This is a genomic window from Corallococcus sp. AB032C (genome assembly GCF_003668935.1).
Classification (GTDB): Bacteria; Myxococcota; Myxococcia; order Myxococcales; family Myxococcaceae; genus Corallococcus; species Corallococcus exiguus.
On sequence record NZ_RAWP01000001.1, the window covers coordinates 168116 to 192869 of the forward strand.

At 65.0% G+C, this 24754-nt stretch carries 17 protein-coding genes, 1 tRNA gene and 1 pseudogene; 5 read left to right on the top strand and 14 right to left on the bottom strand.

Annotated features, from left to right (window positions below; translation table 11 throughout):
- Positions 1-6: 6 nt before the first annotated feature.
- Entirely contained in the window at positions 7-555 is a 549-nt protein-coding gene (locus D7X99_RS00675) for a YceI family protein (protein ID WP_121775989.1), read from the bottom strand.
- Between the two features lie 151 nt (positions 556-706).
- On the opposite strand from D7X99_RS00675, the gene D7X99_RS00680 reads away from it, so the two are divergent.
- Positions 707-1612, top strand: a complete 906-nt coding sequence (locus tag D7X99_RS00680; protein ID WP_121751618.1) for a LysR family transcriptional regulator — start codon at positions 707-709, stop codon at positions 1610-1612.
- Between the two features lie 108 nt (positions 1613-1720).
- A complete protein-coding gene (locus tag D7X99_RS00685) occupies positions 1721-2416 on the top strand; it encodes a pirin family protein (RefSeq protein ID WP_121761670.1) in 696 nt (231 codons plus the stop codon).
- Positions 2417-2475: 59 nt separating this feature from the next.
- Here the strand turns inward: D7X99_RS00685 and D7X99_RS00690 are convergent, their stop codons facing one another.
- From D7X99_RS00690 to D7X99_RS00720, 6 genes and pseudogenes are all read right to left on the bottom strand, one after another.
- Positions 2476-4041, bottom strand: a complete 1566-nt coding sequence (locus D7X99_RS00690) for a fibronectin type III domain-containing protein (RefSeq protein ID WP_121775990.1) — start codon at positions 4039-4041, stop codon at positions 2476-2478.
- A gap of 12 nt (positions 4042-4053) precedes the next feature.
- Complete coding sequence (locus tag D7X99_RS44185; RefSeq protein WP_253905958.1) at positions 4054-4179, bottom strand: DUF2378 family protein; 126 nt, start codon at positions 4177-4179, stop codon at positions 4054-4056.
- A 127-nt stretch (positions 4180-4306) separates the two neighbouring features.
- Positions 4307-4849 (bottom strand): DUF2378 family protein, encoded by a 543-nt coding sequence (locus D7X99_RS00700; protein WP_121775991.1) that lies wholly within the window; start codon positions 4847-4849, stop codon positions 4307-4309.
- 308 nt (positions 4850-5157) lie between these two features.
- Positions 5158-5937, bottom strand: a complete 780-nt coding sequence (locus D7X99_RS44600) for an IS630 family transposase (protein ID WP_121775992.1) — start codon at positions 5935-5937, stop codon at positions 5158-5160.
- 164 nt (positions 5938-6101) lie between these two features.
- On the bottom strand, positions 6102-6662 hold the full coding sequence (locus D7X99_RS00715) for an IS3 family transposase (protein ID WP_304997195.1): 561 nt from the start codon (positions 6660-6662) through the stop codon (positions 6102-6104).
- A gap of 21 nt (positions 6663-6683) precedes the next feature.
- Positions 6684-7844: pseudogene (locus tag D7X99_RS00720) on the bottom strand (IS3 family transposase).
- Between the two features lie 514 nt (positions 7845-8358).
- Here D7X99_RS00720 and D7X99_RS00725 point away from each other — a divergent pair.
- Together D7X99_RS00725 and D7X99_RS00730 are read left to right on the top strand one after the other, a co-directional pair.
- A complete protein-coding gene (locus D7X99_RS00725; RefSeq protein ID WP_147475983.1) occupies positions 8359-14736 on the top strand; it encodes an ATP-binding protein in 6378 nt (2125 codons plus the stop codon).
- A 61-nt stretch (positions 14737-14797) separates the two neighbouring features.
- A complete protein-coding gene (locus D7X99_RS00730; protein WP_158626890.1) occupies positions 14798-16705 on the top strand; it encodes an SIR2 family protein in 1908 nt (635 codons plus the stop codon).
- 305 nt (positions 16706-17010) lie between these two features.
- Here the strand turns inward: D7X99_RS00730 and D7X99_RS42605 are convergent, their stop codons facing one another.
- Positions 17011-17178 carry a hypothetical protein gene (locus D7X99_RS42605; RefSeq protein ID WP_158626891.1) on the bottom strand — a complete coding sequence of 56 codons (168 nt, stop codon included), beginning with the start codon at positions 17176-17178 and terminating at the stop codon, positions 17011-17013.
- Here D7X99_RS42605 and D7X99_RS00735 point away from each other — a divergent pair.
- A complete protein-coding gene (locus tag D7X99_RS00735; RefSeq protein ID WP_233613019.1) occupies positions 17177-17620 on the top strand; it encodes a transposase in 444 nt (147 codons plus the stop codon). The genes D7X99_RS42605 and D7X99_RS00735 overlap by 2 nt on opposite strands.
- 420 nt (positions 17621-18040) lie before the next feature.
- Here D7X99_RS00735 and D7X99_RS00740 read toward each other — a convergent pair.
- The 6 genes from D7X99_RS00740 to D7X99_RS00765 all read right to left on the bottom strand — a co-directional run bounded on the left by D7X99_RS00740 (position 18041) and on the right by D7X99_RS00765 (position 24730).
- Positions 18041-18122: transfer RNA gene (locus D7X99_RS00740), tRNA-Leu, on the bottom strand.
- Between the two features lie 84 nt (positions 18123-18206).
- Positions 18207-18605: a preprotein translocase subunit SecG gene (gene secG, locus D7X99_RS00745; protein ID WP_121761662.1), complete on the bottom strand. Its 399-nt coding sequence runs from the start codon at positions 18603-18605 to the stop codon at positions 18207-18209.
- 84 nt (positions 18606-18689) lie between these two features.
- On the bottom strand, positions 18690-19451 hold the full coding sequence (gene tpiA / locus D7X99_RS00750) for a triose-phosphate isomerase (RefSeq protein WP_120568041.1): 762 nt from the start codon (positions 19449-19451) through the stop codon (positions 18690-18692).
- Positions 19452-19487: 36 nt separating this feature from the next.
- The gene (gene pgk, locus D7X99_RS00755) at positions 19488-20681 is read right to left on the bottom strand and encodes a phosphoglycerate kinase (protein ID WP_120594616.1); all 1194 of its coding nucleotides are present in this window, start codon (positions 20679-20681) and stop codon (positions 19488-19490) included.
- 55 nt (positions 20682-20736) lie between these two features.
- Positions 20737-21750, bottom strand: coding sequence for a type I glyceraldehyde-3-phosphate dehydrogenase (gap, locus tag D7X99_RS00760; RefSeq protein WP_120568043.1), 1014 nt, complete (start codon positions 21748-21750; stop codon positions 20737-20739).
- Positions 21751-21847: 97 nt separating this feature from the next.
- Positions 21848-24730 (bottom strand): N-acetylmuramoyl-L-alanine amidase, encoded by a 2883-nt coding sequence (locus D7X99_RS00765; protein WP_121775996.1) that lies wholly within the window; start codon positions 24728-24730, stop codon positions 21848-21850.
- Positions 24731-24754: the final 24 nt, after the last annotated feature.

The window sequence follows — 24754 nt, forward strand, 5'->3', positions numbered from 1 at the left end:
CCAGGTTCAGGCCGCCTTCTCGCCCGACTGCGCCTGGGCGGCCTGGACCTCGAGGGCGATTTCGATCTTCTCGCCCACCAGCACGCCGCCCGCCTCCAGGGCCTGGTTCCACGTCAGTCCGAAGTCGCTGCGGTTGATGGACGTCTTGGCCTCGAACGCGGCCTTGGTGTTGCCCCACGGGTCCTTGGCGATGCCCAGCTGCTCGGCCTCCAGGACGACCTCGCGGCTGATGCCGCGGATGGAGAGCTGACCCGTCACCTTCAGGTGCTTGCCGGAGGGCTCCACCTTCGTGCTCTGGAAGGTGATGGCCGGGAACTTCTCCACGTCGAAGAAGTCCGGCGAGCGCAGGTGGTTGTCTCGCTGGTCGACGCCGGTGCTGATGCTCGCCGACTCGATGGAGACAGAGACCGCCGAGGCCGCCGGGTTCGCGTCATCCAGGGTGAGGGTGCCGCCGAACTTCGTGAAGCTGCCGCGCACCTTCGCCACGACCATGTGGCGGACGCTGAAGTGGATGCCCGTGTGCGTGGTGTCGATGTTCCAGGAGGTGGTGGCCATGGTCGTCTTCCTTGTCGTGTGCGCCGCGGCAGCGGCGGTGTGTTTCAACGAGGCGTAAGGTAGCGGCCCCCCACGTTCCCGATTAGACGGGACGAACAGGATGCACTGTTCCACGGCTGGAACAGTCCTGCGCCTGCTCGAGGGAAGGGCCATGGACCTCAACGAACTCCTCATCTTCGCCCGGGTGGTCCAGGCGGGCAGCTTCACGGCGGCGGCGAAGGCGCTGCGCATGCCCAAGTCCACCGTGAGCCGCAAGGTGTCCGAGTTGGAGGAGCGAGTAGGCGCGCAGTTGCTCCAGCGCACCACGCGCACGCTGCACCTGACGGAGGTGGGCCGCGCGTACTACGCGCACTGCGAGCGCATCGTCGCGGAAGCGGAGGCCGCGGAGCTGGCGGTGACACGCCTGCAAGCAGGGCCATACGGCCTGCTGCGCGTGACAACACCCCTGTCCGTCCATTTCCTCGCGCCACTGGTAGCGCGCTTCATGGAGAAGTACCCGGACGTGCAGGTGGAGCTGCTCTGCACGGACCGGGCGGTGGACCTGTTGGAGGAGGGCTTCGACCTGGCGGTGCGCGCCGGTCGGCTGCCGGACTCGTCGTTGATGGCACGGCGGCTGGGGGACATTGAGTGGCTCGTGGTGGCTTCGCCCGGCTATCTCCAGGCGCGGGGCGCACCGAAGGCGCCAGCGGACCTGGCGAAGCACGACTGCCTCTTCTTCGGCAAGTCGGTGCAGGGAAACGTCTGGACGCTGCACGCGGGCGGGCGCTCCGTCGAAGTGAAGGTCTCCGGGCGGCTGGTGGTGAACGAGCCGGACATGCTGCGCGCGGTGACGTCATTGGGCGCCGGGGTGGCGCTCATCCCGGGCCAGCAATGCATCGAGGACCTGGCGTCCGGGCGGCTCCAGCGCGTGCTGCCGGACTGGAGCTCCACGGGCGCGCCGGTGCACGCCGTCTACCCGCCCACGCGCCACCACGTGCCCAAGGTGATGGCCTTCGTGGAGGTGCTGCGCGAGCACTGGCCCCACAACCAGGAAGCCTTCAAGCGGGCGAAGCGCTGAGACAGTGCCGGCGTTTCGTTCCGCGGATGGAACGATGTGTCCCGAGGTTCGTGTCTGGCCAAGTGGCGTTTGGAAGCGCATGTTGTGTCTCGAAAGGAAGCACACACCATGATGAACGTTCGCCCTTCCGAAGCACGCGGTCACGCCAACCACGGCTGGCTGGATTCGCATCACACCTTCTCGTTCGCGAGCTACTTCGACCCCGAGAACATGGGCTTCCGCTCCCTGCGCGTCATCAACGAGGACCGCGTGCAGTCTGGCGAGGGCTTCGACACGCACCCGCACCGGGACATGGAGATCATCACCTACCCGCTGAGCGGCGCCATCGCGCACCGTGACAGCACGGGAGGCCAGGGGCTCCTGCGCGCCGGTGAAGTGCAGCGCATGACGGCCGGCACGGGCGTGATGCACAGCGAGATGAACGGCTCCAACGAGGACGTCCACTTCCTGCAGATCTGGATCATCCCGGAGAAGAAGGGCCTGAAGCCGGAGTATGAGCAGAAGTTCTTCCCGGAGAAGGACCGTCAGGGACGCTGGCGCGTGGTGGTCAGCCCGGACGCCCGAGACGGCAGCCTCACGGTGCACCAGGACGTGCTGCTCAACAGCACGCTGCTGAGCCCGGGAGAGAAGGCGGAGTACACGCTGCCCAAGGGGCGTCACGCCTGGGTGCAGATCGCCAGGGGCACGGGCACGCTCAACGGCGTGGCCCTGAAGGCCGGTGACGGAGTCGCCGTGTCCGACGAGTCGAGCCTCGTGCTCACCGCCTCCGAGCCGCTGGAGGCCCTGCTGTTCGACCTGGCCTGATGCGCCGGCCACGAAGAAGGCCCCCGGATCCCTGAGTGGATCCGGGGGCCTTGTCGTTTCTACGGAGTGAACGAGGTGGGGTTGGGGACGGGAGGAATGGTGACGGACTGTCCGTACACCAGCGCGTTGCCCGTCACCGTGCCGGTGGCGTTGAGCTTCGCAGCATCGAGCAACGTTCCCCGGATGCCTTGAGCGTTGAACGTGCAGGGGGACGAGGACGAGCAGTCATAGGCCACGAGCTTCGCGCCGTTGCTGGAATATACGGCGATGTCCTTGGCCGTGGTGGTGCCGGAGTGCATGAAGAAGTGGCCATCGCGAGGCTGGTAGCTGCTGACGTTTTCGACGCGAGGGCCCGGCGAGACGGATTGCCACAGGCGGAAGTTGCGTTTGCACTCAGCGGCGACGGTGTTGCGGATGAGCATGTTGCGCACCTTGGTGTCGACGCAGCCGTCCTCGTTGCCGCGGAAGTAGCTGTCCTCCAGGACGACGTCGCTGGCGGTGCTCTCTCCGTCGATGCCGTCCCCTTGGGTGTAGCCCGTCTGCATGCCGGTGACGTTCATCACCGTGGCCCGGCGCAGGGTGACGTTGTTCGTGGTGTCGTAGAGGGCGATGCCCACGGGGTAATCACTCCCCTGCCCGCCAATCTGCTCCGGCTCCATATCGACGTAGACGTCCTCCACGAGCGACTGGTTCGTCCCGGACGCGAGGAAGATGCCGCCGCGAGTGAACTGGAGGATCATCGCGTCGCGGATGGTGAGGTCGGTGAAGGCGGTGGAACTGGAGCGTTCCACGTCCACGCAGGTGGCCACGTTCTCCGCGCGGAACTGGCTGAGCGTGACGTGGGCCACGGACGTCGCGGCCTTGAAGCTGAAGCAAGTGCCCACGTGGCTGAACTCCAGGTTGTGGAACACCAGGTTGCTGGCCTTCACGGTGAAGGCCACGGGCCCCGTCTTCGCGCGAGTGGAGGCCTGGAAGGTGGACTGGAAGATGGGCCGCCCCTCCACGCCCTTGATGGTGACGGGGGCGCCCAGGGCGCCGCCCTGGGACACGGTGGTGCCGGTGCCGTAGGTGCCCCCGTGGATGCACACCATGCCGCCGGGGCCCACCGCCTGGATGAAGGCATTGAGGTTGGAGAGCGTGCCCGCCGTCTGCGCCGTCAGGCCGTCCTTGGAGCCCGCGCCGGTGACGGTGATGTGGCGGACGGAGGAGCCGGAGCACTCGTCCGCGATGGGCGTGGCGGACAGGCCGTTCGAGTACCCGGAGGTCGTGTCCCCCGTGGAGCCCTTGATGCGAACGTGGAACTCGTACTTCGTGCCGTTGGTGAGTCCGGTGACGGCGTAGGTCGTGGAGGTCCCCGCGCCCCGGTACACCCAGGAGCCGGAGCCCACGCGGAACCGCACCTGGTAGCCCTGGGTGCCCGCAGGGCCCGCAGTCCACTTCAGCGTCACCTGCCCGTCGCCGGGGACGGCTTCGAGCAACGTCGGGGCAGCCAGGGCCGCCTGGGAGACCTCGCCGGTCTCATCCAGGTCCGGAGTCAGGTCATCCTGCGGACCACAGGAGAGGGACAACAGGAAGGCGCCAGCGAAACACAGCACACGGTGTCGAGCGAAGGCGAATTTCTTCATTTCCCCGTTTTATCAGGGATCCCACTGGATGCGGTAGGAGCAGGCATGTCCGTCGAAGTCGAACGGTTCCACCCGGAGGCTCCGGGCCCCGGCCTTGGCCAGTCCCGCCTCGATAACGGCGGCCTGCGGTAATGTCATCACAACGCCACGGCCGTCCACCAGCCCCGACGCAACATCAATCAAGCCTGTCTGTCTTTCCCAGGCACCGGAACTGCGTCGGAGTTCTGGGATTGCCCGGCTCCAGGGAACTCCCTGGGTTCAAGCCTCAGCCGCCCCACCGGATGCGGTAGGAGCAGGCGTGGCCGTCGAAGTCGAAGGGCTCCACGCGAAGGTTCTTCGCGCCGGCACGGGCAAGGCCCGCTTCGATGAGACCACGCAGGTAGCCCGGGTTCCCGTTGCACTCGTTGACGCGGATGATGTGGTGCCCGGGGCCCTGGGTGAGCAGCTCCGACTTCATGTAGTTGTTGACGGTGGAGAAGCTCTCCTGGATGCGAACCACGACGCGCTCGGGCCCGAAGATGGGCCACATGGACACGAGCGACTTGCCGAGCACGGTCTGCTCCATCCCCTGGATGATGCCGATGCCCAGGCGCCGGTAGCCCTCGCCCATGTCGAGCTGCGGGTACAGGTGCTCGACGGTGACGCGAATGGCCTCCGCGAAGGTCTTCCGAGGGGTGTGGTGCGGAGACTGAGCATCCAGGTCCAGGCCCACGTCCTTCAGCTTCGTCCGAAGCTCCGGAGTGAGCCGATCACCAATGGAGCGGAACACCCCCTCCACCGTGTGGCGATAGACGATCTCTTCTTCCACGAAACACCCCGGCCCAAACCCGGCGGTCCCATTCCGCCGTGTCGCAAAGAAGCCTACCCCATCCCCCCGACAAATCCGAAGCCCCCTGGGGCTACGACCTGGGTCTGAGACGTCCCACCGATGTTTCACGGCTAGCCACGTTGTTTCACAATGCATGTATTGCGTGATTTCAATGACTCAGCTGGGTCCGAGTGACCTCGGCGCGCTTCTCTGGGGCAAGAGGCTCACTGTCGGACTCGGAAAGTGAAGGAGGCGCACCGGACGGCGCGGCTTTGCGCTTCTTCGGCTCCCTGCGCCGCCGAGCGCCTTTACCACCGCGTCGACGATGTCGCGAATGAGAGCTGCGCGCTTGTCGGCGTGATTTCCCGGTTCCCCTGCGTGCTGGCTGCCGAGAATAGTAACAACGGATATCCAGTCCTATGACCGGGTGAAGTCTGTGGGTTGGTAATGGAACTTCGCTCGAGCCTTCGGCACGGTGAATCGCCAACGAATCCGGATCCGGTGGCAGTTGGCCCATTTCTGCCAGGCCTGCGTTTCGCAGCGGAGCTTGTCGAGCGTGGGGATCCGCCTCCCCCCAAGCACTGACGGGAGAGCAGGGAAATCTCCACCTCCGCCTGATTGAGCCAACTGCCGTGGACGGGCGTGTAATGTGGAGTGAATCGACGCCAGAGCCGACGCCCTGCACGTACGCCGTACCGCACCTCCAGCGCATGGCGGCTGTGGGTACTGAGGTTGTCCAGCACCAGGTGAATGGTGTTCGCCTCCGGGTACCTCTTGGCGATGTCCTGGAGGGCTTCGGCAAATGCCGGACTCTTTCTATTGGGTGTGGCCTTTACGAAATGCCACCCCGCCTTGGGCTCCACCGTGCAGAAGAGATTGGCCGTGCCACAGCGGAAGTAGGCGTAGTCCCGACGTGCCTCACGCCCGGGGCTGGCAGGCGATGCTGGGCGTACCCACTCCAGCAACTGCACGGGCCGCTCATCGAAGCAAACAACGGGTTCCGTAGGACACAGGGGCCGCTGGTACAGCGCCAGCACGTCTTCCATTCGCTCGGCGTATTGGGCGTCCAACTTTGGCACGCACCACATTTTCCCGCCACGGCTTCAAGTCATGCCGCAGGAGGAGCTCGCGCACGGTTTCTCGCCCAACCTTCGGAACCAGGCCCCGGCGCACCGCTTCCTGCGTAATGAGGCGGACCGTCCAGCGGGCACGCCCCTCGGGTGAGCATCACCCGGTTCGGTGGACAGGTTGACTACGCTGCCTGCCTCTGCGCCTCAGCCGTCCTCTCGTACTCAGCGGGACTGACATAGCCGAGCGACGAGTGACGGCGCCTGCGGTTGTAGAACACCTCGATATATTCGAACAGCACAAGCCGGGCCTCCTCGCGCGTCCGGAAGCTGCGCGGATGGACGAGTTCCATCTTCAGGCTACTGAAGAAGCTCTCCACCACGGCATTGTCCCAGCAGTTGCCCTTGCGACTCATCGAGCAGGTAATGCCGCTCGTCGCCAGTCGCTCTCGGTAGTCGTCGCTGGCGTACTGACTGCCCCTGTCGGAGTGATGCAGCGCGGGTGCCTCCCGCCCCGCGAGCGCCATGTCGAGCGCGGCGAGGACCAGCTGCCGGTCGATGGACTCACTCATGATCCAGCCCACGACGCGGCGACTGAAGAGGTCGAGCACCACGGACAGGTAGAGCCAGCCCTCAGCAGTCCAGACGTAGGTGATGTCACCTGCCCAGGTGCAATTGGGCGCGGGAGGGAGGAAGTCGCGAGCCACGATGTTGGGAGCGACAGGATGCGCATGCTTGAGAGTCACCCGCTTTCGTGGACAGGTTGACTACGCTGCCTGCCTCGGTGCCTCAGTCGTTCGCTCGTACTCGGCTGGGCTGACATAGCCGAGTGAGGAGTGACGACGCCTGCGGTTGTAGAACACCTCGATGTATTCGAATAGCGCGAGCCTCGCCTCCGCGCGCGTCTTGAAGTTGCGCGTGTAGACGAGTTCCAACTTCATGCTGCTGAAGAAGCTCTCGACGACGGCATTGTCCCAGCAGTTGCCCTTGCGACTCATCGAGCAGGTGATGCCGCGCTCGGCGAGCCGCCGCCGGTAGTCCTCGCTGGCGTATTGACTCCCTCTGTCAGAGTGATGGAGCGCAGGGGCCGTCCGTCCAGTGAGCGCCATGTCGAGGGCGGCGAGCGCCAGTTGCCGGTCGATTCTCTCGCCCATGCTCCAGCCCACGACGCGGCGGCTGAAGAGGTCGAGGACGACGGCCAGGTAGAGCCAGCCCTCGGCGGTCCACACGTAGGTGATGTCGCTAGCCCAGATGCGGCCGGGCCCTGGCGGCAGGAAGTCGCGGGCCACCTCTCGGGTGAGGGTGGAGGGCGCCTTGCCGAGACTCTTGGCAATAGCGCGCAACGTGTGTCCGGCGCAGAGGCCACGGGAAATCTCCTCACGTTCAGCCGCCGTGAGTGCGTCCGGACGACGCTTGCGTGCAGCGGGAGCAATGCCGCCTCGGGCCGCCAGGTAGCCGAAGACGGATGCAGGGGCTTTACCGAGCGCGCGGCCGATGTCGCTCAGAGACTGCCCCTCCCTCCATTGCTTCCACAGCTCCGCACGCTCACTCGGAGTGAGCCCCCTCCTCTTCGCTACTTGCATGCCGACAACCTCTCAACCGGAAGAACTCAGGGTTTTGCACTCACCGGTTGAGTGTGCCGCCGCATTTTTTAACAGGTCGCGCTCCATCTCGAGTTGGCGCACGCGCTTGCGCAGTTGAGAGAGCTCCGCCCGCTCCTCACTGGCGAGCGCGCCGGGCTTGCCTTGTCCCCGGTCCGCCTTGGCCTGCTCCACCCACTTGCGGAAGGCGGTCTCCGTCAGGTCCAGGTCCCGCGCGACTTCCGCGATGGGCTTGCCCTCCTCCAGCACCAGCTTCACCGCCCCGGCCTTGAACTCCGGGCTGAAGCTACGTCGCTGCCGCCTCTGCTGCTTCTTGCTCTCCGACATCGAACACCCTTCCATCACATTGGGGGTGTCCACGGAAGCGGGTGACGCCCACCGTCCCTCCAGCCGCCCCATGCCGAGTCCATCTCGTCAAGGTAGGCGCCCAGCGCCCCGTTCAGCTGGCGCAGCTGTGCTGGTGTCAGCCTGACCGTAGAATCTGGCGGCCACCCGGATTCAAGTGACTGGGTAGTTAACCCACCTGTCCACCGAATCCGGGCAAGTGCACCCTGAATGAGGCAGGCTTCAAGTCCAAGCCGACCCTCGCACAAGTCATTCGGCAAGCTGGCTGACTGCAATGCCCGCACGCCCGAAGCTTAAATTCGCGAAAAAACCGAAGACGCTGCCAAGCGCAATGCCGAAGGCTGGTACATTCAATGCGGCTATGCAGTTTCGTCCGACTGAACACCGCTGTCGCACTCCAACTCCAGAGAGAAATGCGCCCAACTTCCACTCATGAGTTTGAAGGCCCCATCGAATCCAACGATAGTACGCTCTACGTGTGCTGACGGGGAGTTGCATGACCAAGCTGAAGCAGGGGGCAGAGATGACCCAGGACGTCCATCCGTTAGGCGCGTCTGCCACTGAGGTCGCCACTCACCCTCAGTTGCTCTCTGACTACGCACCGCTGAATCCAGATGGTGCTCTGCCTCCCGCCGTGGACAAGGAGCTGGTCCGCCGCGTCTACGAGAAGGTTGGCTTGTCTCTACTAGCCAACCTCACCGGTCCCGACAGGCAGGCACCATCTCCGCGCAGCCCAGCGTACATTGTGCTGAGGAACCGTCTCAATCTCCCCGGGTTCCGCCAGCACCTGAGGCAGACCTCTGTGCCCACGAGCCACAAGGGGGAGAAGGTCTGTGGCTTCGAACTCAATCTTTACTTTCATCTATGCCTGAAAGCGCGCGGTGTGTATGGCCAATCCATCAAACCAGCGGAGAGTCTGCGCAACGGGATCCCTTATCTGGACCCGAAGGAGTTCGCCCGGCTCGTTAAGCGTCACTGCAGGCCGCTGCGGACCACTGGCGCACTCAAAGCATACTCCGACAAAGAGTATCTAGCGCTCTTCGTTCTAGCATTCGGGCTCTTGCAGCCGGAGGATGCACCCGCCTTGGTCCGCCCCTTGCTCTCGCTCGGGGCAGGCTTCCACGAGTTCTTCAAGGTCCGGCCGGTTCCTTCCGTGGCGAGCCCCACGAGGCCGCGACTTGGCCCGGAGGTCGTGCCCCCCCACTTGCAGGTCCAGTTGCACTCCTCGGTAGGGACGACGCAGGAGCCCTCTTCAGCTGCGAGTTCGTCTCTCATCGAGATTTCGCCCGAGCAAGTCTTGGTAGAAGAAGACTTCGGGCGTCGACTTGACGAATTCGAGCAAGCACGAGGCGCGCTTCACGCGCTGCTAGAGATCGAGCTGCCCTGCGCCCCAGCGGCTGCGACCAACCTGATTGCCCTGCGCGAAGCTGTCGCCGGGTGTGAGCAAGCGCTCCTCCAATTGCAGCAAGCAGCAAACAAGACGGTAGCCCAGTGGCGCTCGCTCCGGATGTCCCTGAAACAACTCGGCGCTGAGCCGCCGCCTGAGCCTGCGATAGCAGAGGACTTCGCGCGGCTACACCCCTGGCTTGTTTCCGAGAACGCTGTGTTCCGACACCAGCTCCAGGAGCGCCAGCGTCACATCCACGAGCTAGGAGCGCGGTTGCAGCAGGCTTGCTTGGACCTTGATGGCTCCGCGCTCGGTAGTGACGGCATCTTGGCCCGAGAGGCCCTGGATGGCGTCCAGGCTGCACTTGAGACCTACAGGCTCGAGGCCGCATGCGAGGGACTGACCCTATTCCAACAGCGGTTACAGGAGTCAGTGCAAGCCCTCTCAACCGCACTTCAGCGGCTGGAGGCAGCCCGGACTGGGGCCGACCAAATCTGGCAGAGCGCAACACAGGCCGGCCTTTCCTTGCAACGCTTTGAGGCGCGAGAGGCCACCTCCATTGTCGAGCGCGAGCAGCAGGCGCGCTACTTAGAGCAGTGGACGGCCGCAATCGAACATCAGCTCAAAGAGAAGCACGAAGCGGACGCCCGGGCAGTCGCCGAAGCTGTCGCGACCGCCATGCCTTCGTCGCACGATGCTGTCTGGGAGCAGCCCCTTCGCCGTCCCCAGATAGAGGAGGATGCGGTGATCCTTGCCTGTACGCGAGGGCAGAAGCCCGATATTTGGATGGCGCTCGACAATCCTGAGGCTGTGCCCCCCATCGTCTATCTGGAGCGGCTGACTCAGTTTCGCCTCCGCGCGGCTGAGGTGGACGAGGTGCTCAGTCTGCTGGGAATCGAGGGAGGGGACACGAGCGCACGGAGCAGCCGCGCCGCGCTGGCTGGATGGCTGTGGACGCTCATCCGCAAGGACGTCGAACTCCGGAAGGATGTCGAGTCCAGCCCCCCGCAGCTCGCCGTTGCTGGGCGGCTCTGTGACGCCCTGGCCGGAGAGGGGGAGGCCGAGACCGCCTTTGTCCTGGCCCACTGTCTGTCCTCGACTGAAAGTCTTGGGACCATCCTGGACACGCTCTATCTCAAAGTAGCCCAGAAGGGCGCCGCAGCGCGTTCCCGGATCCTAGTATTCATGCCAAGATGGGAGCCCTCGGGACAGCCGCCACCGAATGCCCCTCGTGCTTGGCTAGTGGCGCTCTCAATGGTCGAGGCGGCGTTGGCGGCGCCCGAGGACCTGGAACGCAAGGACCGAGCGGCGGCGCTCATTAACGCTCTACCTAGAAACCCGACCGAACTGGCCCAGCTTCTGGCGGACGCACTTGAGCACGGAGGGGAAGCTGTTGCCCAGAGCGGGGGCTCGTCAGCAAAGCTGATTTCGGAACTTGGCACCTGGTTCTCCAACGTGCAGAAAAACCAGGACCGATGGAGAAATTGGAACCTGCGCTCCTTCGAAGAGGGCTTCATAGAGTCTATCCGCCAGCAGATTCCACTCATCGAGCAGGCCCAGTCTCCGCAAGCGCTTGAGGCCATTGAGTTCCAGGAAGTGCGCGAGAAGAAGCTGCGCAGCCTCATTTGGGAGTCCGCCAAGGGCAAAGAGGACCCCACCCAAGGAACTCGGTTTCAGAAGTTTGTTGCTGAACTCCAGGGCTACGATCGAGCGCTGCGAGACATCGTAGAGGCACGGCGTGCGGAGCTGACCACCCACTCTCACGCGGAGGAAGCTCGCGAGCGGTTGCGGAATCACCTGCCACTGATGTCTGTGCATCAATCTCTAGTCGCACGCTGTGTTCTTGGGGGGGTGAAGTGTGCGCCCGGTGAACACGAACACCTGGCCGGCGATCTCAGCTGGGACACAGAGTGGTTCTCGGTGCCGGGGCTACTGAAGGGGCTGGATGCCTCTTGCGCCCAGACTCGTAAGCAGCGCCTTCTGCTGGCCCGACAGCTCCTGGAGCGGGTGGTGGTTTCCTCCATGGGATTGGAGGAGCAGCCCATATTACGTGCCTACTTCGCGGCCCGCCTCGGAGATCAGCGAACATGCGGCCAGCAGCTCGGAGTGGCAGCGGCCCCCTTCATTCGCAAACTTGCGAAGTTCAACCACGATGCGCGTCTGGGGGAATTACGTACGATATGCGATCTAGCGGAAGATCTGCTGCGGCATGCCGCCCAGGAGGAGTACGACGCGTCCGCCGCCTCCCAGCTCCTAACAGACCTGCATCGTCGGCTCTCCGATGGGGAGCCGGGGGACATCGACACCGAAGAGGCTATGCGGCTGCTGTCGGAGCTGGGCGTCGGGGTCAGTAATCAAGCCGAGCAGAACCGTGTCGCAGCCAACCAGCTCCACATGCGGGTGAATGCGCTTGAGGAGGCAGGCAAGCTTCATTCTCCCCTCGTGCGCCGGTGCATTACTCTAGGCAAGGCAGCCATGGCCGACAGCCGCTTCGTCTTGGCTTTGGAGGCGTTCCGCCTTGCCATCGACCACGCCGCCGACAATGACGACACCGGTAAAAGCGCGCTCAAGGCGTTTCTCGACAAGATGGGGAGCTTCGAGAGCACGGAGGAGACGGACACCGAGAGTCGGCGCCCCGCATTTCACCAAGCCTTTGAGCGGCTCGAGCAGGACACCGCGCGCAAGCGGCAGGACTTCTTCGACGTCGCTGCACTTGAGAAACACTTGGAGCATATTAAGGGCTCTCTAGTGTCTGAGCAGTGGGACGCGGTTGCCGCTGGGCTTGAGCAGGCCAAGCAACAGCTAAGGGACTCTAAGCTCTGCAATGAGCCACCAGGGCTCGTCGTGCTGCTATCACCTCCCAATACGCCCCGGGCGATTCAACAGTCGGACCGCTTCACTGCGCTCCGCAAAGAATACACAGCCCTCGGCGCGGACCCGGCGCAGGTCGCTCGCCGCCTCGCCATTCTCCGTGAGTTCTCCGTACCCAGAGACGCCCCCGTCCAGCGCACTGCCTTTTTGGCTGAGCTTGCCCGGGTGCGGGCACTTGAGTACGCCTACGCGGGCGAAGGAGATGCCGCTCGCCAGTGCTGCGAGGTGGCGTTCTTTCTTCAGCGCCGTTGGGCAGTGGAGTGGCAGGTACGGAAGGTAGGCGTTCCCCGTCCGCCAGAGGATCCAATGCACGCGGTAGTGCTGCTGGTGGCTACCCATCTGCTCGCCCGCGTTCCAGTAGAGCACAAGGCCGCGTCCGCAGAGTGGCTCGCGCCATTCTTGAAAAACTCTTCCGTCACCCCCGAGCACCTGAAAGCCGCGTTGGCCGCAGACACTGCGCGCGAGCATCTCGCACGTCTGCTCGGCGTATGCTGGATGCTGCCGACGGACGACTCCGAGCGGGCCTTGGTCCAGAGCTTGCGGCGGATCAGCCTTTGGGAGGAGAGCCCGGGCTGGATCGCCGAGCACTTGGCGGGCCTGCTACGGACCGAGGCTGATCTCAATGCCCGCCGTCAGCTCAGCTATCTTCTCAGCTCCCATGTTGCCGAGGATCACGAGTGGGCGCTCGACTTCCTCGGCCATCTAGCCCGCTCCGGCCGTAGCGAGGAGGCCATGCCACATGGTGAACAGCAGACCTGGAACCTTGTCCGTAGCAACCTAGCCATTTTTGGTCGCTCCATCGGTGCCCAGCGTGTCACCCAGCGGGATCAGCTCCTGCGCCGTCTCCTACTCGCCCAACACTCCAAGCTGAGCAAGTCGTTTGCCGCAACCCTCGATGGTATCAAGGAAGCGCTCGTTGAGCTGAACGTCCCGAGCGATCCGCCCCAGCTCCATATCTTCCTGGAGGAGACACACGCCACGGTGGAGGGCTCCACGGTGGACTTCGTCCTTGCGCTTGAGAACCGAGGCATCGACATCATCGACGAGATGCGGGTCACCTCGCAGTCCCAGAGCCAGATTGTTGTGGGTGAAGACGAGCCCTTGCTTCTAACTAAGGACCTCCTTCATCCGCGCCAGACGACCATTTCCCGAGTGCAGGGCCGACTGCGCTCACCGGATGACCAAGGCAGCACCACCCTTGGCTTACGCATCACATATCGTAGCCACGACGAGCGCTCGTACGAGAAGCTGCTCAATGTTGTCATACCCACACGTGCGCGGACCGCCATCCCCGTGCTTGAGCGCGCCACTCTCAAACAGCTGTTCAGCGAGTCGGGCAACGAAGTCAGCAAGGTCGGCCAGAACTTCTTTGGCCGAGAGCGCGAACTTGAGGAACTTCAGCTACGTCTGTTAGACCAGGAACTACCCGAGGGACTGATTCTCATGGGAATGCGCCGGATCGGCAAGACCTCGCTCGCGCGCGTCTTCCTTGAGCGGGCTAAGGAGCGAGGCGCTGCGACCGCCTTCGTCGACTTCAAGCAGTACAGCGGTCGAGGGGATGGGCAGGAGTCTCCGCTGGCGCCATGGCGGACCTGCTCCTTCTTGGCCACCCGACTCCTAGAAAGCACTGTGGGGGGAACCCTCCTTGCGGCACGCCTAGGCTTCACGGGGTTTCGCTGGAAGCAGAATGTCCATCAGGAGTTCAGCAAGGCCCCGTTCCCAACAGACTTCCTGCGGGAAATTCTTGAGGAGATGGCGCGCCAGTTGGCGCCCCAGACCATGGTGGTGGTGGTTGATGAACTGGATTATCTCGTCAATTTCTGGGAGAGCTCGGCGCATCGGCGTGACGTCTATGATTTCTTCAACATGATGCGCTCGCTACTCTCACCAGGCGAGGGACCCCTACGAACATTCCGTTGGCTGCTATCAGGGTCGGACCGCTGCAGTTCCATGTTCGCCGACTACCAGAACCCGTTGCACGGAAGTATTAAGCAGCAGCCGGTACACAGTATGTCGCAGCAGGAGTGCGATCAGATCCTCCAGGAGCCCTTCGCCAGCCTGGAGGGACGGCCCATCACAATCAACGCCTCGGCGCTGCGGGAGGTTTTCGAGGTCACGGGTGGCTTCCCTTTCTTCGTGCAGATGCTCGGCAGCCGACTGTGTAACGTACTACTGGAGCGCCCTTCGGATCTCGTTAGCCGCTGGCATGTGCGCGAGGCAGTGCGGCGTAGCCTGCCCTCGGACAGCGTCGCTGAGGCCCCCGCACCGTATGACAAGGTGCTCGAGCCCATCAAGGATCATGGCGATCACCCACTGCTAGAGTACTTGCTGTCTCTGATTGCCCGAAAGACCTCTGAAGAGGAACCGCGAGTGCGCTATGAAGAGATGCTTCAGGCTTCGGAAGAACTGCTCGGAGCCGAACTGCCGCGCGCCCGGGTGATGGCAATGTGCAAGCTGCTTGCGGCATACAAAATGATTGCCATCGAGGATGAAAACGGCCGACTGTACTTTCGGATCCGATTCCCTCTCGTCCGGCGGTTGGTGCAGACCAAGTACGACTACTCACTCGCCGTGACTAAGGAACAGGCCTTGCGCCACCTCACTAATGCCGCCTGACACCCTTCCCCAATTGCTCTCGGCGGAGAATAAGCGAGAGGCACAGGACCTTGGATTGAAGATGGCCCGTGAGGAGGCGGGCGGAGCTCTGGTATTTGGCTGCGGCCTAAGCGGCCGGTACGAGATTTCTCAGCACGCGGCTCGCGAACTGCCCCGGAACAATAGGCACTGGGTGACCCTTGATGTAGCGACCGCGCCGCGGACCCCGAAGAAGTTCCTGCTCGCCCTTGCTTCCCGGATCTTCAAGCGACTGAAGCTGATGGCACCTGAGGACGCAGAGGATCTGCTGAGAAGTATTTTGGGGGAGGAGAGCCTCTTCCTTCAGCAGGAACTAGTGAAGGACGCACTACGAACCCTGAGCCCCGGTGACCAGCCGATCTTGTTCTTTCGAAACCTTGATGCGGTCGAGACTTCTCACCAGCAACTGGACAGTATCTTCGAGGCGTTGCGCGACATCCTCTTGGAGACTGGAGTCTACTGCTTCGTCACTAGCACCAAGGACATCCGCAAGTCCTCAGTGGGTGTGTCACACTTCGCGAACAACTTCACGACGCTTCGGCCTCATCCGGTAACGATAGAGGAGGTCGCGACTGCCTGGGGCAATGAGAACTGGCTTTCACCCGACGTCGCGGCCCGCGCCGTGGTCAAGGAATATGGTTTTGCGGAGCGCCGCGTCCATAAGGCGATGCAGGTTCTGCATCTACTGAAGGACCACTCCTCTGGGTGGGCAGCTCGATTGAAAGCCAATGCCTGCAGCGACTTTCCGCGGGAAGCCGAGAAGTTCTACAAACAGCTGGATCAGAGCAGCCAGCGGGTGCTGAAAAACTCGGTGCGCGGACAGGAAAGCGCGCCGGAGCATGTACAACTCATTATGCGGCACGACTGGGCCCGCTACATGTTGTGCGCCGTGTCTGACGAGTCAGTGGAGATCTATGACTCCCCACTTCTGGTATACGTGGAAGAGGAACTGCTCAAGGAGTCGGCCAGTCAAGTAAGGGAGTCATCCTCTCAGTTCCGCGAGCGCGCGATGCCTCGACTTGGCGAGAGAAACTCCTCCATTGAGGTTAAGCCCGCTGGCGCCGACAGTAATGTCCCCCTAGCAAGTCTCCCCCTATCTAGGCCCCCAATGAGCCCGCTGCTTCCGACACCTGTTCATGATGCTTACCGCACCAATACGCTGGCCATCTGTGCCGGCTCGGGTCTTTCGCTCGGCAAAGATGTTCAGGGCAACTTCCCAACATGGCAGGACTTGCCCAAACGACTGCTTGATGCTTGCGAACGCCTAGATGTGCTCGATGCGGAACTTATTCAGACCAAGCGCGACTTCTTCAAGAACTGCATGCGTCTCGAGAACATGCTGGCGGAACTTGGTTCCTTGAGAACGGCACTCGACCGTGACTATCAGAGAGCGCTCAATGATATTTTTCGCCCCGTGACCTCTGCACCGGGTTCGGTACACCGAGCACTCTGTCAACTGGGAGTTCGCGCCCTTCTTACCACCAATTATGATTCGCTTATTGAAGAGGTGGGGGAGACGCCGCGTAGGCAAGTCTATACCTGGAACCATGCCGACCTTGCGCTCAGTGACCTGCGATCGAGCCGTAAAATTCTGTTCAAGATCCATGGGACCGCAGAGCGCCACGATACCGTAATCATGACCGAGCGTGAGTATCATGAGGTACGCGCCCATCAGTCATACCGCGCGGTTCTAAGCTATTTGCTCCAAGGCCACACGTTCCTATTTCTCGGCTATGGAATGAATGATCCGCTCGACCTCGACCTCGTACTGAAATGGAACGCGGAGGCATTCAGATCCTCGGCCCAACGACACTACGCATTGATGAAGGACCCAAGCGACAGTGACCGGGAACGCTACGATCGGGAGTACTACGTTCGCGTTATTCCATACAGCGATCATGCTCAGCTGCCGGATATCCTGGAGGAACTCCATCGCGTCGCGAGCCCTTAGTGTCTGTTGAAATGGAGCGAGCGGGCCGGTTCATCGAAGGAACAAGATGCCCGACCCGCAGTGCCGGTGCGCAGTAATCGTCCGGCCAATGACGTGTCGGAGCGCTTGAAAGCAAGACCCGGCCGTGCTCGGCAGGCGCCGCGAGTCCCAGCGGGGTGTGGCCAGGATGAGTCAGCGGCGCGAAGCCGCTTCCATTCTAGTGACAGCAACTCACCAATGCGCGCATGCAGGAGTGCGGTGAGCGTCAAGGTAGTTGTCGCGTGAAAGGGTCGGTGAGCGTCAAGGTAGTTGTCGCGTGAAAGGGTTCAGCCGATGCGCTTCAGCGCCTGCACTTCCGGTGAGGGGTTGAGGCGCACGGGGCCTGCTGGCGTCCAGTCGCGGGTGTCGCGGCTCCATCGCTCGGGGTGACGGGCCCGGCCGGGCACCACCTGGGCCCCCGTAGGCCAGCCGCCTGAGTTGCGACGCATCGCCATGAGACGTGAAGTGTCCAGCGTGGTAGCGCTGGTGGTTCCCTCCAAGCACGCCAAGGCGCGCCTCTATGCGCGGCACTTCGAGGGCAGCGTGCACAGCGCCCAGGTGGTGGCGGCGCTGCGTTACTTCCGCCGCAAGGTGGACCACCCGCTGCTAGTGGTGTGGGATAAACTGGGCGCCCACCGATCAAACGAGGTGGAGCGCTTCGTCGAGTCTCACTCCCGTGACTTCGCTTTGGAGGCGCTTCCCGACTACTCGCCGGAGCTCAACCCCGAGGAAGGCTGCAACAGCCAGGTGAAGCGCTCCATGCTCAACGCCACGTCCGGGGCGATAGCGGAACTGCGCCGCCAGGTGCGCTCTGCATTCGTACACCTCGGCTGCCATCATGCGGCCCTGCGTGGCTTCTTTGGCCACGCAGGGCTCTCACTTCGCGGACTTACCTGAAGGGGATTAGAGGCCGGCGAGGTTCTCCCTCGCCGGCCTCATGACCGACGAAGAGGATACTCTTCCGGCCCAGGGCGAGATTACGAAGGGCTGCCGCAGAACCGCTGTTGTCCAGGGGCAGGCGCGAGCCCGAGACGAAGAGAGAAAGAGGGCGTCCTACTGCTTCAGCATGTAGGAACGGGCTTGGCCCATGGGGCCCTTCGGCGTGGCGCGGACCTGCGATTCGAGCCACGCGCGCACGCGGCGAGGACAGGGGGCATTGTGCTGCGTTCGTAGCTCGCGGTGGCGGCGCTGCGCACGACGCCCGCGTAGCGCGGCAGGGCTTCCACCGGCCTGATCCCCCGGGCGACGCATCGCGCATGCATGCCCAGAAACGACAAAAGCCCCCGAGTCTTTCGACTCGGAGGCTCTTGTTCGGAGTGCCCAGGGCGGGATTCGAACCCGCACACCTTTCGGCGCCACCCCCTCAAGATGGTGTGTCTACCAGTTCCACCACCTGGGCTTTCGGCGGGGTCCATCTACCGGACCCCGTGGATTCACGCAACAACCAATTCAACGGTCGCGTGAATCCGATGCTTCCTGACGACTACGGCGCGGGCGTCGTCGGCGCGGGAGCCGGCTGGCCCTCCGCCGGCGGCGTCGCGGAACGCTCCTGCTCCACCGCTCCCGGAGCAGCAGGAGCCGGCGTCGTGGCTCCCGGGGTCGCCGGGGCCGTCTTCGCCGGCGGCGTCGCCACCGAACCCGCGGCCACGGAACCGCGCAGGCCCACGAAGGACAGGCCCAGCGAGGTCAGGAAGAACAAGCCGGCGCAGACGCCCGTCAGCTTGCTCAAGAAGGTCACCGCGCCGCGCCCACCGAAGGCGCTCGTCGCGGCGCCGCCACCGAGGGCGGAACCCATGCCGGCGTCCTTCCCCGGCTGCAACAAGATGACGAAGATCATGAACACGCAGAGCAGGACGTGCACGATCGTGAAGAAGGTCAGCATGGGTGTTCCAAACGCTCCGTGAAAAGAGGGCGCAACCTACACAAAGTGGTCAACGGGTGACAACTTCTAACGGGGATAACGGCTTCAGCCAGCCGCCTTCACGATGGCCACGAAGTCCGCCGCCTTGAGGCTCGCTCCCCCCACGAGCGCCCCGTCCACGTCCGGCTGCCCCAGCAATTCCGCCGCGTTGTCCGGCTTCACGCTGCCGCCGTACTGGATGCGGACCCGCTCGGCCGTCCCCTCGTCGTACATCCGGGTCAGCAGGCCCCGGATGGCCGCGTGGACCTCCTGCGCCTGCGCCGTCGTCGCCGTCCGGCCCGTCCCAATCGCCCACACCGGCTCGTACGCCATCACGAACGTCGCCACGTCCGCCCCGGAGAAGCCCTCCAGCGCGCCCCGCACCTGGCGCTCCACCACCGTGAGCGTCTGGTTCGACTCGCGCTCGGCCAGCGTCTCACCCACGCAGACGATGGGCGTCATCCCGGCGGCCTTCACCGCCTTCGCCCGCTTGTTCACCGTGGCGTCCGTCTCACCGAAGAACTGCCGGCGCTCCGAGTGCCCCACGATGACGTAGGCACACCCCAGCTCCGCCAGCATCGGCGCGCTGATTTCACCTGTGAAGGCGCCCGAGGACTCCCAGTGACAGTTCTGCGCCGCCAGTTGCAGGGGTGCCCCCTCCAGCGCGACGTGCAGGGGCTGCAACGCGACGAACGGAGGCGCGATGGCCACCTCCACCTTGTCGCCCATTGCCGCCACCGCGCCACGAAGCTCCCGCACCAGCGCGAGCGCTTCCGGCACCGTCTTGTTCATCTTCCAGTTGCCAGCGACGATCTTCCGACGAGCCATCGAGGTGTCTCCCCCGGTGCGTACCGCGTGGGTGCCCTACTTCGTCTCCAGCGCCTTGATGCCAGGCAGCGGCTGGCCCTCCAGGAACTCCAGCGACGCGCCACCACCCGTGGACACGTGGCTCATCTTGTCCGCGTAGCCCATCTGCTCCACCGCCGCCGCGCTGTCGCCGCCGCCAATCACCGTGACGGCGTCCTTGTTGATGGACATCGCCGCGGCCACCGAGCGCGTGCCTTCCGCGAACTTGTCGACCTCGAAGCGGCCCATGGGCCCGTTCCAGATCACCGTCTTCGCGTCGCGGATGCGCTGCGTGTACATCGCGCGCGTCTTGGGACCGATGTCCAGGCCGATCATGTCCGCCGGCACCACCTGATCCGGCGTCTCCTTCACCGGGCCCTTGCCGTCGATGTCCGCGCAGACGATGTGGTCGATGGGCAGCACCAGCGGCGTCTTCAGGCGCTTGGCCGTGTCCAGCAGCTTCGCCGCCAGCGCCAGCTTGTCGCCCTCCTCCACCCGGCTCTTGCCCACTTCGATGCCCTGCGCCTTCAGGAAGGTGTACGCCATGGCGCCACCCACGAGCAGCGCGTCCACCTTGGGCAGCAGGCTCTCGATGACCTTGATCTTGTCGCTCACCTTGGAGCCGCCCAGGATGGCCACGAAGGGCTTCTGCGGATTGCGCAGCACCTTGTCGCCCAGGTACTCGATCTCCTTGCGCATCAGGAGGCCGGCGGCCTTCTCCTTCACGAAGGGCACCATGCCGGCCGTGGACGCGTGCGCGCGGTGCGCCGTGCCGAACGCGTCGTTGACGTAGACGTCCGCCAGCGCCGCCAGCTCGCGCGAGAAGGCCTCGTCGTTCGCCTCCTCCTCCTTGTGGAAGCGCAGGTTCTCCAAGAGGAGCACCTGCCCCGCCTTCAGGTCATTCACCTGCTTCTTCACGTTGTCACCCACGCAGTCGTCCGCGTGGATGACCTCGTGCTTGCCGCCCAGCAGCTCCGCCAGCCTCTCCGCGACGAGCACGGTGGACAGCTTGGGGTCCGCCCCCTTGGGCCGACCGAGGTGGGACGCCAGGATGACCTTGCCGCCCATCTCCAGCGCGCGCCGGATGGTGGGGAGCGCTTCACGGATGCGGGTGTCGTCGGTGATGCGGCGCCCCTCCAGCGGGACGTTGAAGTCCACGCGGATGAAGACGCGCTTGCCGGTCAACTGCAGGTCATCGATGTAGCGGATCATCTTGGGTGTCCCTTGTGCCTGTCTCGGTCAGCCTGGGGTGCCGGTGCGGCGCGACTTACGCCACGCCCTTGGACACGAGGAACTTCGCCGTGTCGACCATACGGTTGGAGAAGCCCCACTCGTTGTCGTACCAGGCCATGACCTTGACCATGTTGTCGCCCATCACGAAGCAGTTGGTCGCGTCGAAGATGGCCGAGTGCGGGTTGCCGTTGTAGTCCACCGACACCGTCTGCGCGTCGCTGAACTCCAGCACGCCCTTGAGCGCGCCGTTGGCGGCGGCCTTCATCGCGGCGATGACCTCTTCGGCGGTGACCTTCTTGGTGGTGTTCACCGTCAGGTCCACCAGGGACACGTTCGGGGTGGGGACGCGGACGGAGATGCCGTGCATCTTGCCCTTGAGCGACGGGATGACCTCACCGATGGCCTTCGCGGCGCCGGTGCTGGTGGGGATCATGGAGAGCGCGGCGGCGCGGGCGCGGCGCATGTCCTCGTGGGTGAGGTCCAGGATGCGCTGGTCGTTGGTGTAGCTGTGCACCGTCGTCATCAGGCCCTTCTCGATGCCGAAGTTGTCCACCAGCACCTTGGCGATGGGCGCCAGGCAGTTGGTGGTGCACGAGGCGTTGGACACGATGTGGTGCTTGGCCGGGTCGTACTCGTTCTGGTTGATGCCGTACGCGATGGTCAGGTCCGGGCCCTTGGCCGGCGCGGAGATGACGACCTTCTTGGCGCCCGCGGCCAGGTGCTTGGCGGCGGCGTCGCGCGCGGTGAAGCGGCCGGTGCACTCCAGCACCACGTCCACGTTCATGCTCTTCCACGGCAGCGCGGAGGGGTCCTTCTCCGCGGTGACGGCGATCTCCTTGCCGTTCACCACGATGCCCTTGTCCGTGTGGGAGACCTCGCCCGGCCACGTGCGGTGCACGGAGTCGTACTTGAACAGGTGGGCCAGCGCCGACGGCTTGTCGAGGTCGTTGATGGCGACGATCTCGAGGTCTTCCTTGCGGCTGAGCGCGGCGCGCAGGATGCAGCGACCGATACGACCGAAGCCGTTGATGGCGAGCTTGATGGCCATGGTGTTTTCCGTCTCCTTGCAGGAGTGGGCCTTCGCGGCCCACCGTCATGAATCTCGTAAAGAAGGCGGGCGACCGTAGGCAGGCGCCCCCGCCGAGTCAACGCTTCGCGTGGGCCGCTTTCGCGCGTGCACGCCGGAGCTGAACAATCACCCCGACCAACAGCCAGAGCCCGGAGGCCGTTCCCGCGCCGGCCCCGCATCCGCAGCCGCTGTCCCCCTTGGGGGAATAGTCATTGGGGAGCGCCGGAATGACCGTGGGTTGCGGCTCCGGGTCCACCGGGCCCGGGTCCACCGGCGGATGCGGATCCACCTCCCGCACCGCCACACAGGAAGACAGCGGCCGGGGGCTGACCGCGGGCGTCACGTCCGCGTCGGGCAGGGCCGGCGCCTGGGTGACGAGTCCTGAACGCACCAGGAACGCGCCCACCAGCCGCGACCGCTCACGATTGGACGCAAGGCCCTCGAACGGGAAGCCCAGCACCAGCACCTGGCCCGCGGGCGCCGTGCCCGCGGAGAGTACGCCCGCGCCCAGCGACGTGCCGGTGTAGCGAAGCACGTCCGCGCCGCCACCCGTCGGGGCCAGCACGTCCGTCACCCCCACCGGATAGGCGCCGAGCGTCCCATCCGCCAGCGGCGTGGCCGCCAGGTCCGCGAGGAGCCCGCCCGCCGAGCCCTGCACCCGGGCCACCGGCGCCCCCGCCGCGATGGACGCCCGGAGGATGTCCGTGAGGAACAGCTTGTCGTCCGCGGTACCCGCCGCGAGCGTGGACACCGTGCGTCCGCCCGACAGCATCAGGTGCCCGCCCCCCGTGACGAACGCGCGCAGGGCGTCCTGCTCCGTCCGCGTCAGTCCCGCGCCCCCCACGCCTCCGCGCCCGGTGGACCAGTCCACCAGCCGGTAGCCCGCGGGCGACACCAGCCCCGCCGCCACCGCGTTGCCCGTCGCGCTGTCGAAGGCCACCGCCGACTGCGCGAACGCCGCGCCGTGCTGGCGCAGGTAGCTGCCGTCGTTCATCGCCTCCAGGTAGACGCGCAGCGGGGCCTCCAGGTCGTACGGCGTCTCCAGCTCCTCGCCGCACGCCACCGTCCGGTCCAGCCGCTCGTACGCGTTGACCAGCAGCACCGGCGCCGTGTCCCCCACCCGCACGCCCACCGTGGCGGACGGGAAGGACTCGCCGCCCGCGTTCACCGCGGCCACGCGGAAGTAGCGCAGCGTGCCGGACGACAGCGTGACGGTGGCCGACGTGTTCTGGATCTCCGTGCCCTCGTCCCAGCCGAAGCCGTCCGCGCTCTGGTAGAGCCGGTAGCCCGTGGGGGCGTCGCGGCCTTCCTCCGACGCGACCTGAGGGGGGGCGGTCCACTTCACCTCCACCGCTCCGGGCGTCGCGTTGCGCGCCGCCACCGCTCCCGGCGTCTCCGGCGGGAGGTGCACCGCCGCGCCGTCGCGGGTCGCGAAGTACTTGATGAGTCCCTGGGTGATGGCTCGCGCGGCCACGTGGCGGACGCGGGCCTCCTTGAGGTTCGCCGCGTCCGTCGTGTTGTCGTGGTACGCCATCTCCAGGAGCACGCTGGGCATCTCCGGGTTGTGAGAGGGGTTCACCTCGCCCAGGTTCGCCGAGCGCAGGCTGCGCACCCGCCAGTTCGGATCCACCTCGCGCTTGATGTCCGTTTCAATCTGCGACAGCAGCGCGCGCGCCATCACGTCACTGTCCTTCACGCCCGTGAAGTTGAGCGTGCCGTCCACCGGGTTCGGTCCGTAGACGTAGGCCTCCGTCCCCCGAATCGTGCCGGACGTGCCCGCGTTGGTGTGCCACGCGACGTAGACGGCGTCCTCGCCCTCCTCATGCAGCCACGCGGCGAAGCGCGGCCGGGACGTCACGTCCGCGTTGCGCTCGTTGGACAGCGCGTTGGCTCCCGACGGCGCGTACACGCTGAACGGTGCCCCGCTGTACTGCACGTGGTAGCGCCCGCTCTCCTCGAAGCGCGGACGCAAGAGCGGCCCCTGCGCCGCGTCGCCCATCAGGCCCCGTCCACCGCCCAGTCGCACCGCGTCCACGGACAGCGTCGCGCCCGCGCCCTGCGCCGAGTCGTTCTCCAGCACCACCGCGCCGGACTCCGGGTGCTGGCTCGCCTTGAAGTAAAAGCGCCCCAGCAGCACCCACGTCCCGCCGTGGCGCTGCTGGTTCACGCGGAAGTGGCTCTCCCCTCCCGCGTGCTTCACCACGTAGTGCGCGTCCGTCGCGCGCGTGGGGTCGGAGCCGTAGGAGACGTAGACGTTGTAGGCCGCGTCCGCCGGCACGTCCGGCGTCCACGTCACCTTCGCGGTGGAGGTGGCCGCCGTGTCCAGCGTGCGCGTGGAGCCCAACGTGAAGGGCTCCACCCCGTTGCCCATGGGCACGGGCGGAGGCGCCCAGCCCTTCTGCGTGGAGGCGTGGAAGCGCGCGGCGTCCCCGTCCTCCACGTAGCCCGTGCCGCCGTTGTCCACGGTGGCGATGAGCGGGTTCAGGTCCGTCTCCCGCACGGACACCACCGTGGCGCCCGCCGCCATCAGCATGGGCTGGAGCTCCTGCGACACCACCTCCACGGAGATGAAGTCCTCCACCACGCCCCAGGTGTTGGGCCGCTGCGTCGCCCAGCGCTTCAGCCCGTTGTCGCGATAGAAGCCGTGGCCCGGGCTCAGGTAGATGACCTTGCCGGACAACGCGCCCTCGCCCCGCCGCGTCTGCGGCACGCCCGCGGTCTTCACGTTGGACTTCGCGGCTCGCGTCTCACGGCGAACCACGGCGGGCGCGTCCGGCGACAGGCGGCGCTGTTCGTGCGCCCGGGGGGGCGGAGCTGGCAGGTATTGAACACCCGGCGGCTCCAGGCCCAGGTCGTCGCCTTCAAAAGCTTCAGGAGTGCCCTGCGCATGAGCGAGGACGGAGGTGCACAGCAGGGTCAGCGCCAGCGAGCGCGACCAGGACGAAAGGAACGTTCGCATCACGCGACCGACCTTACCCCTTCA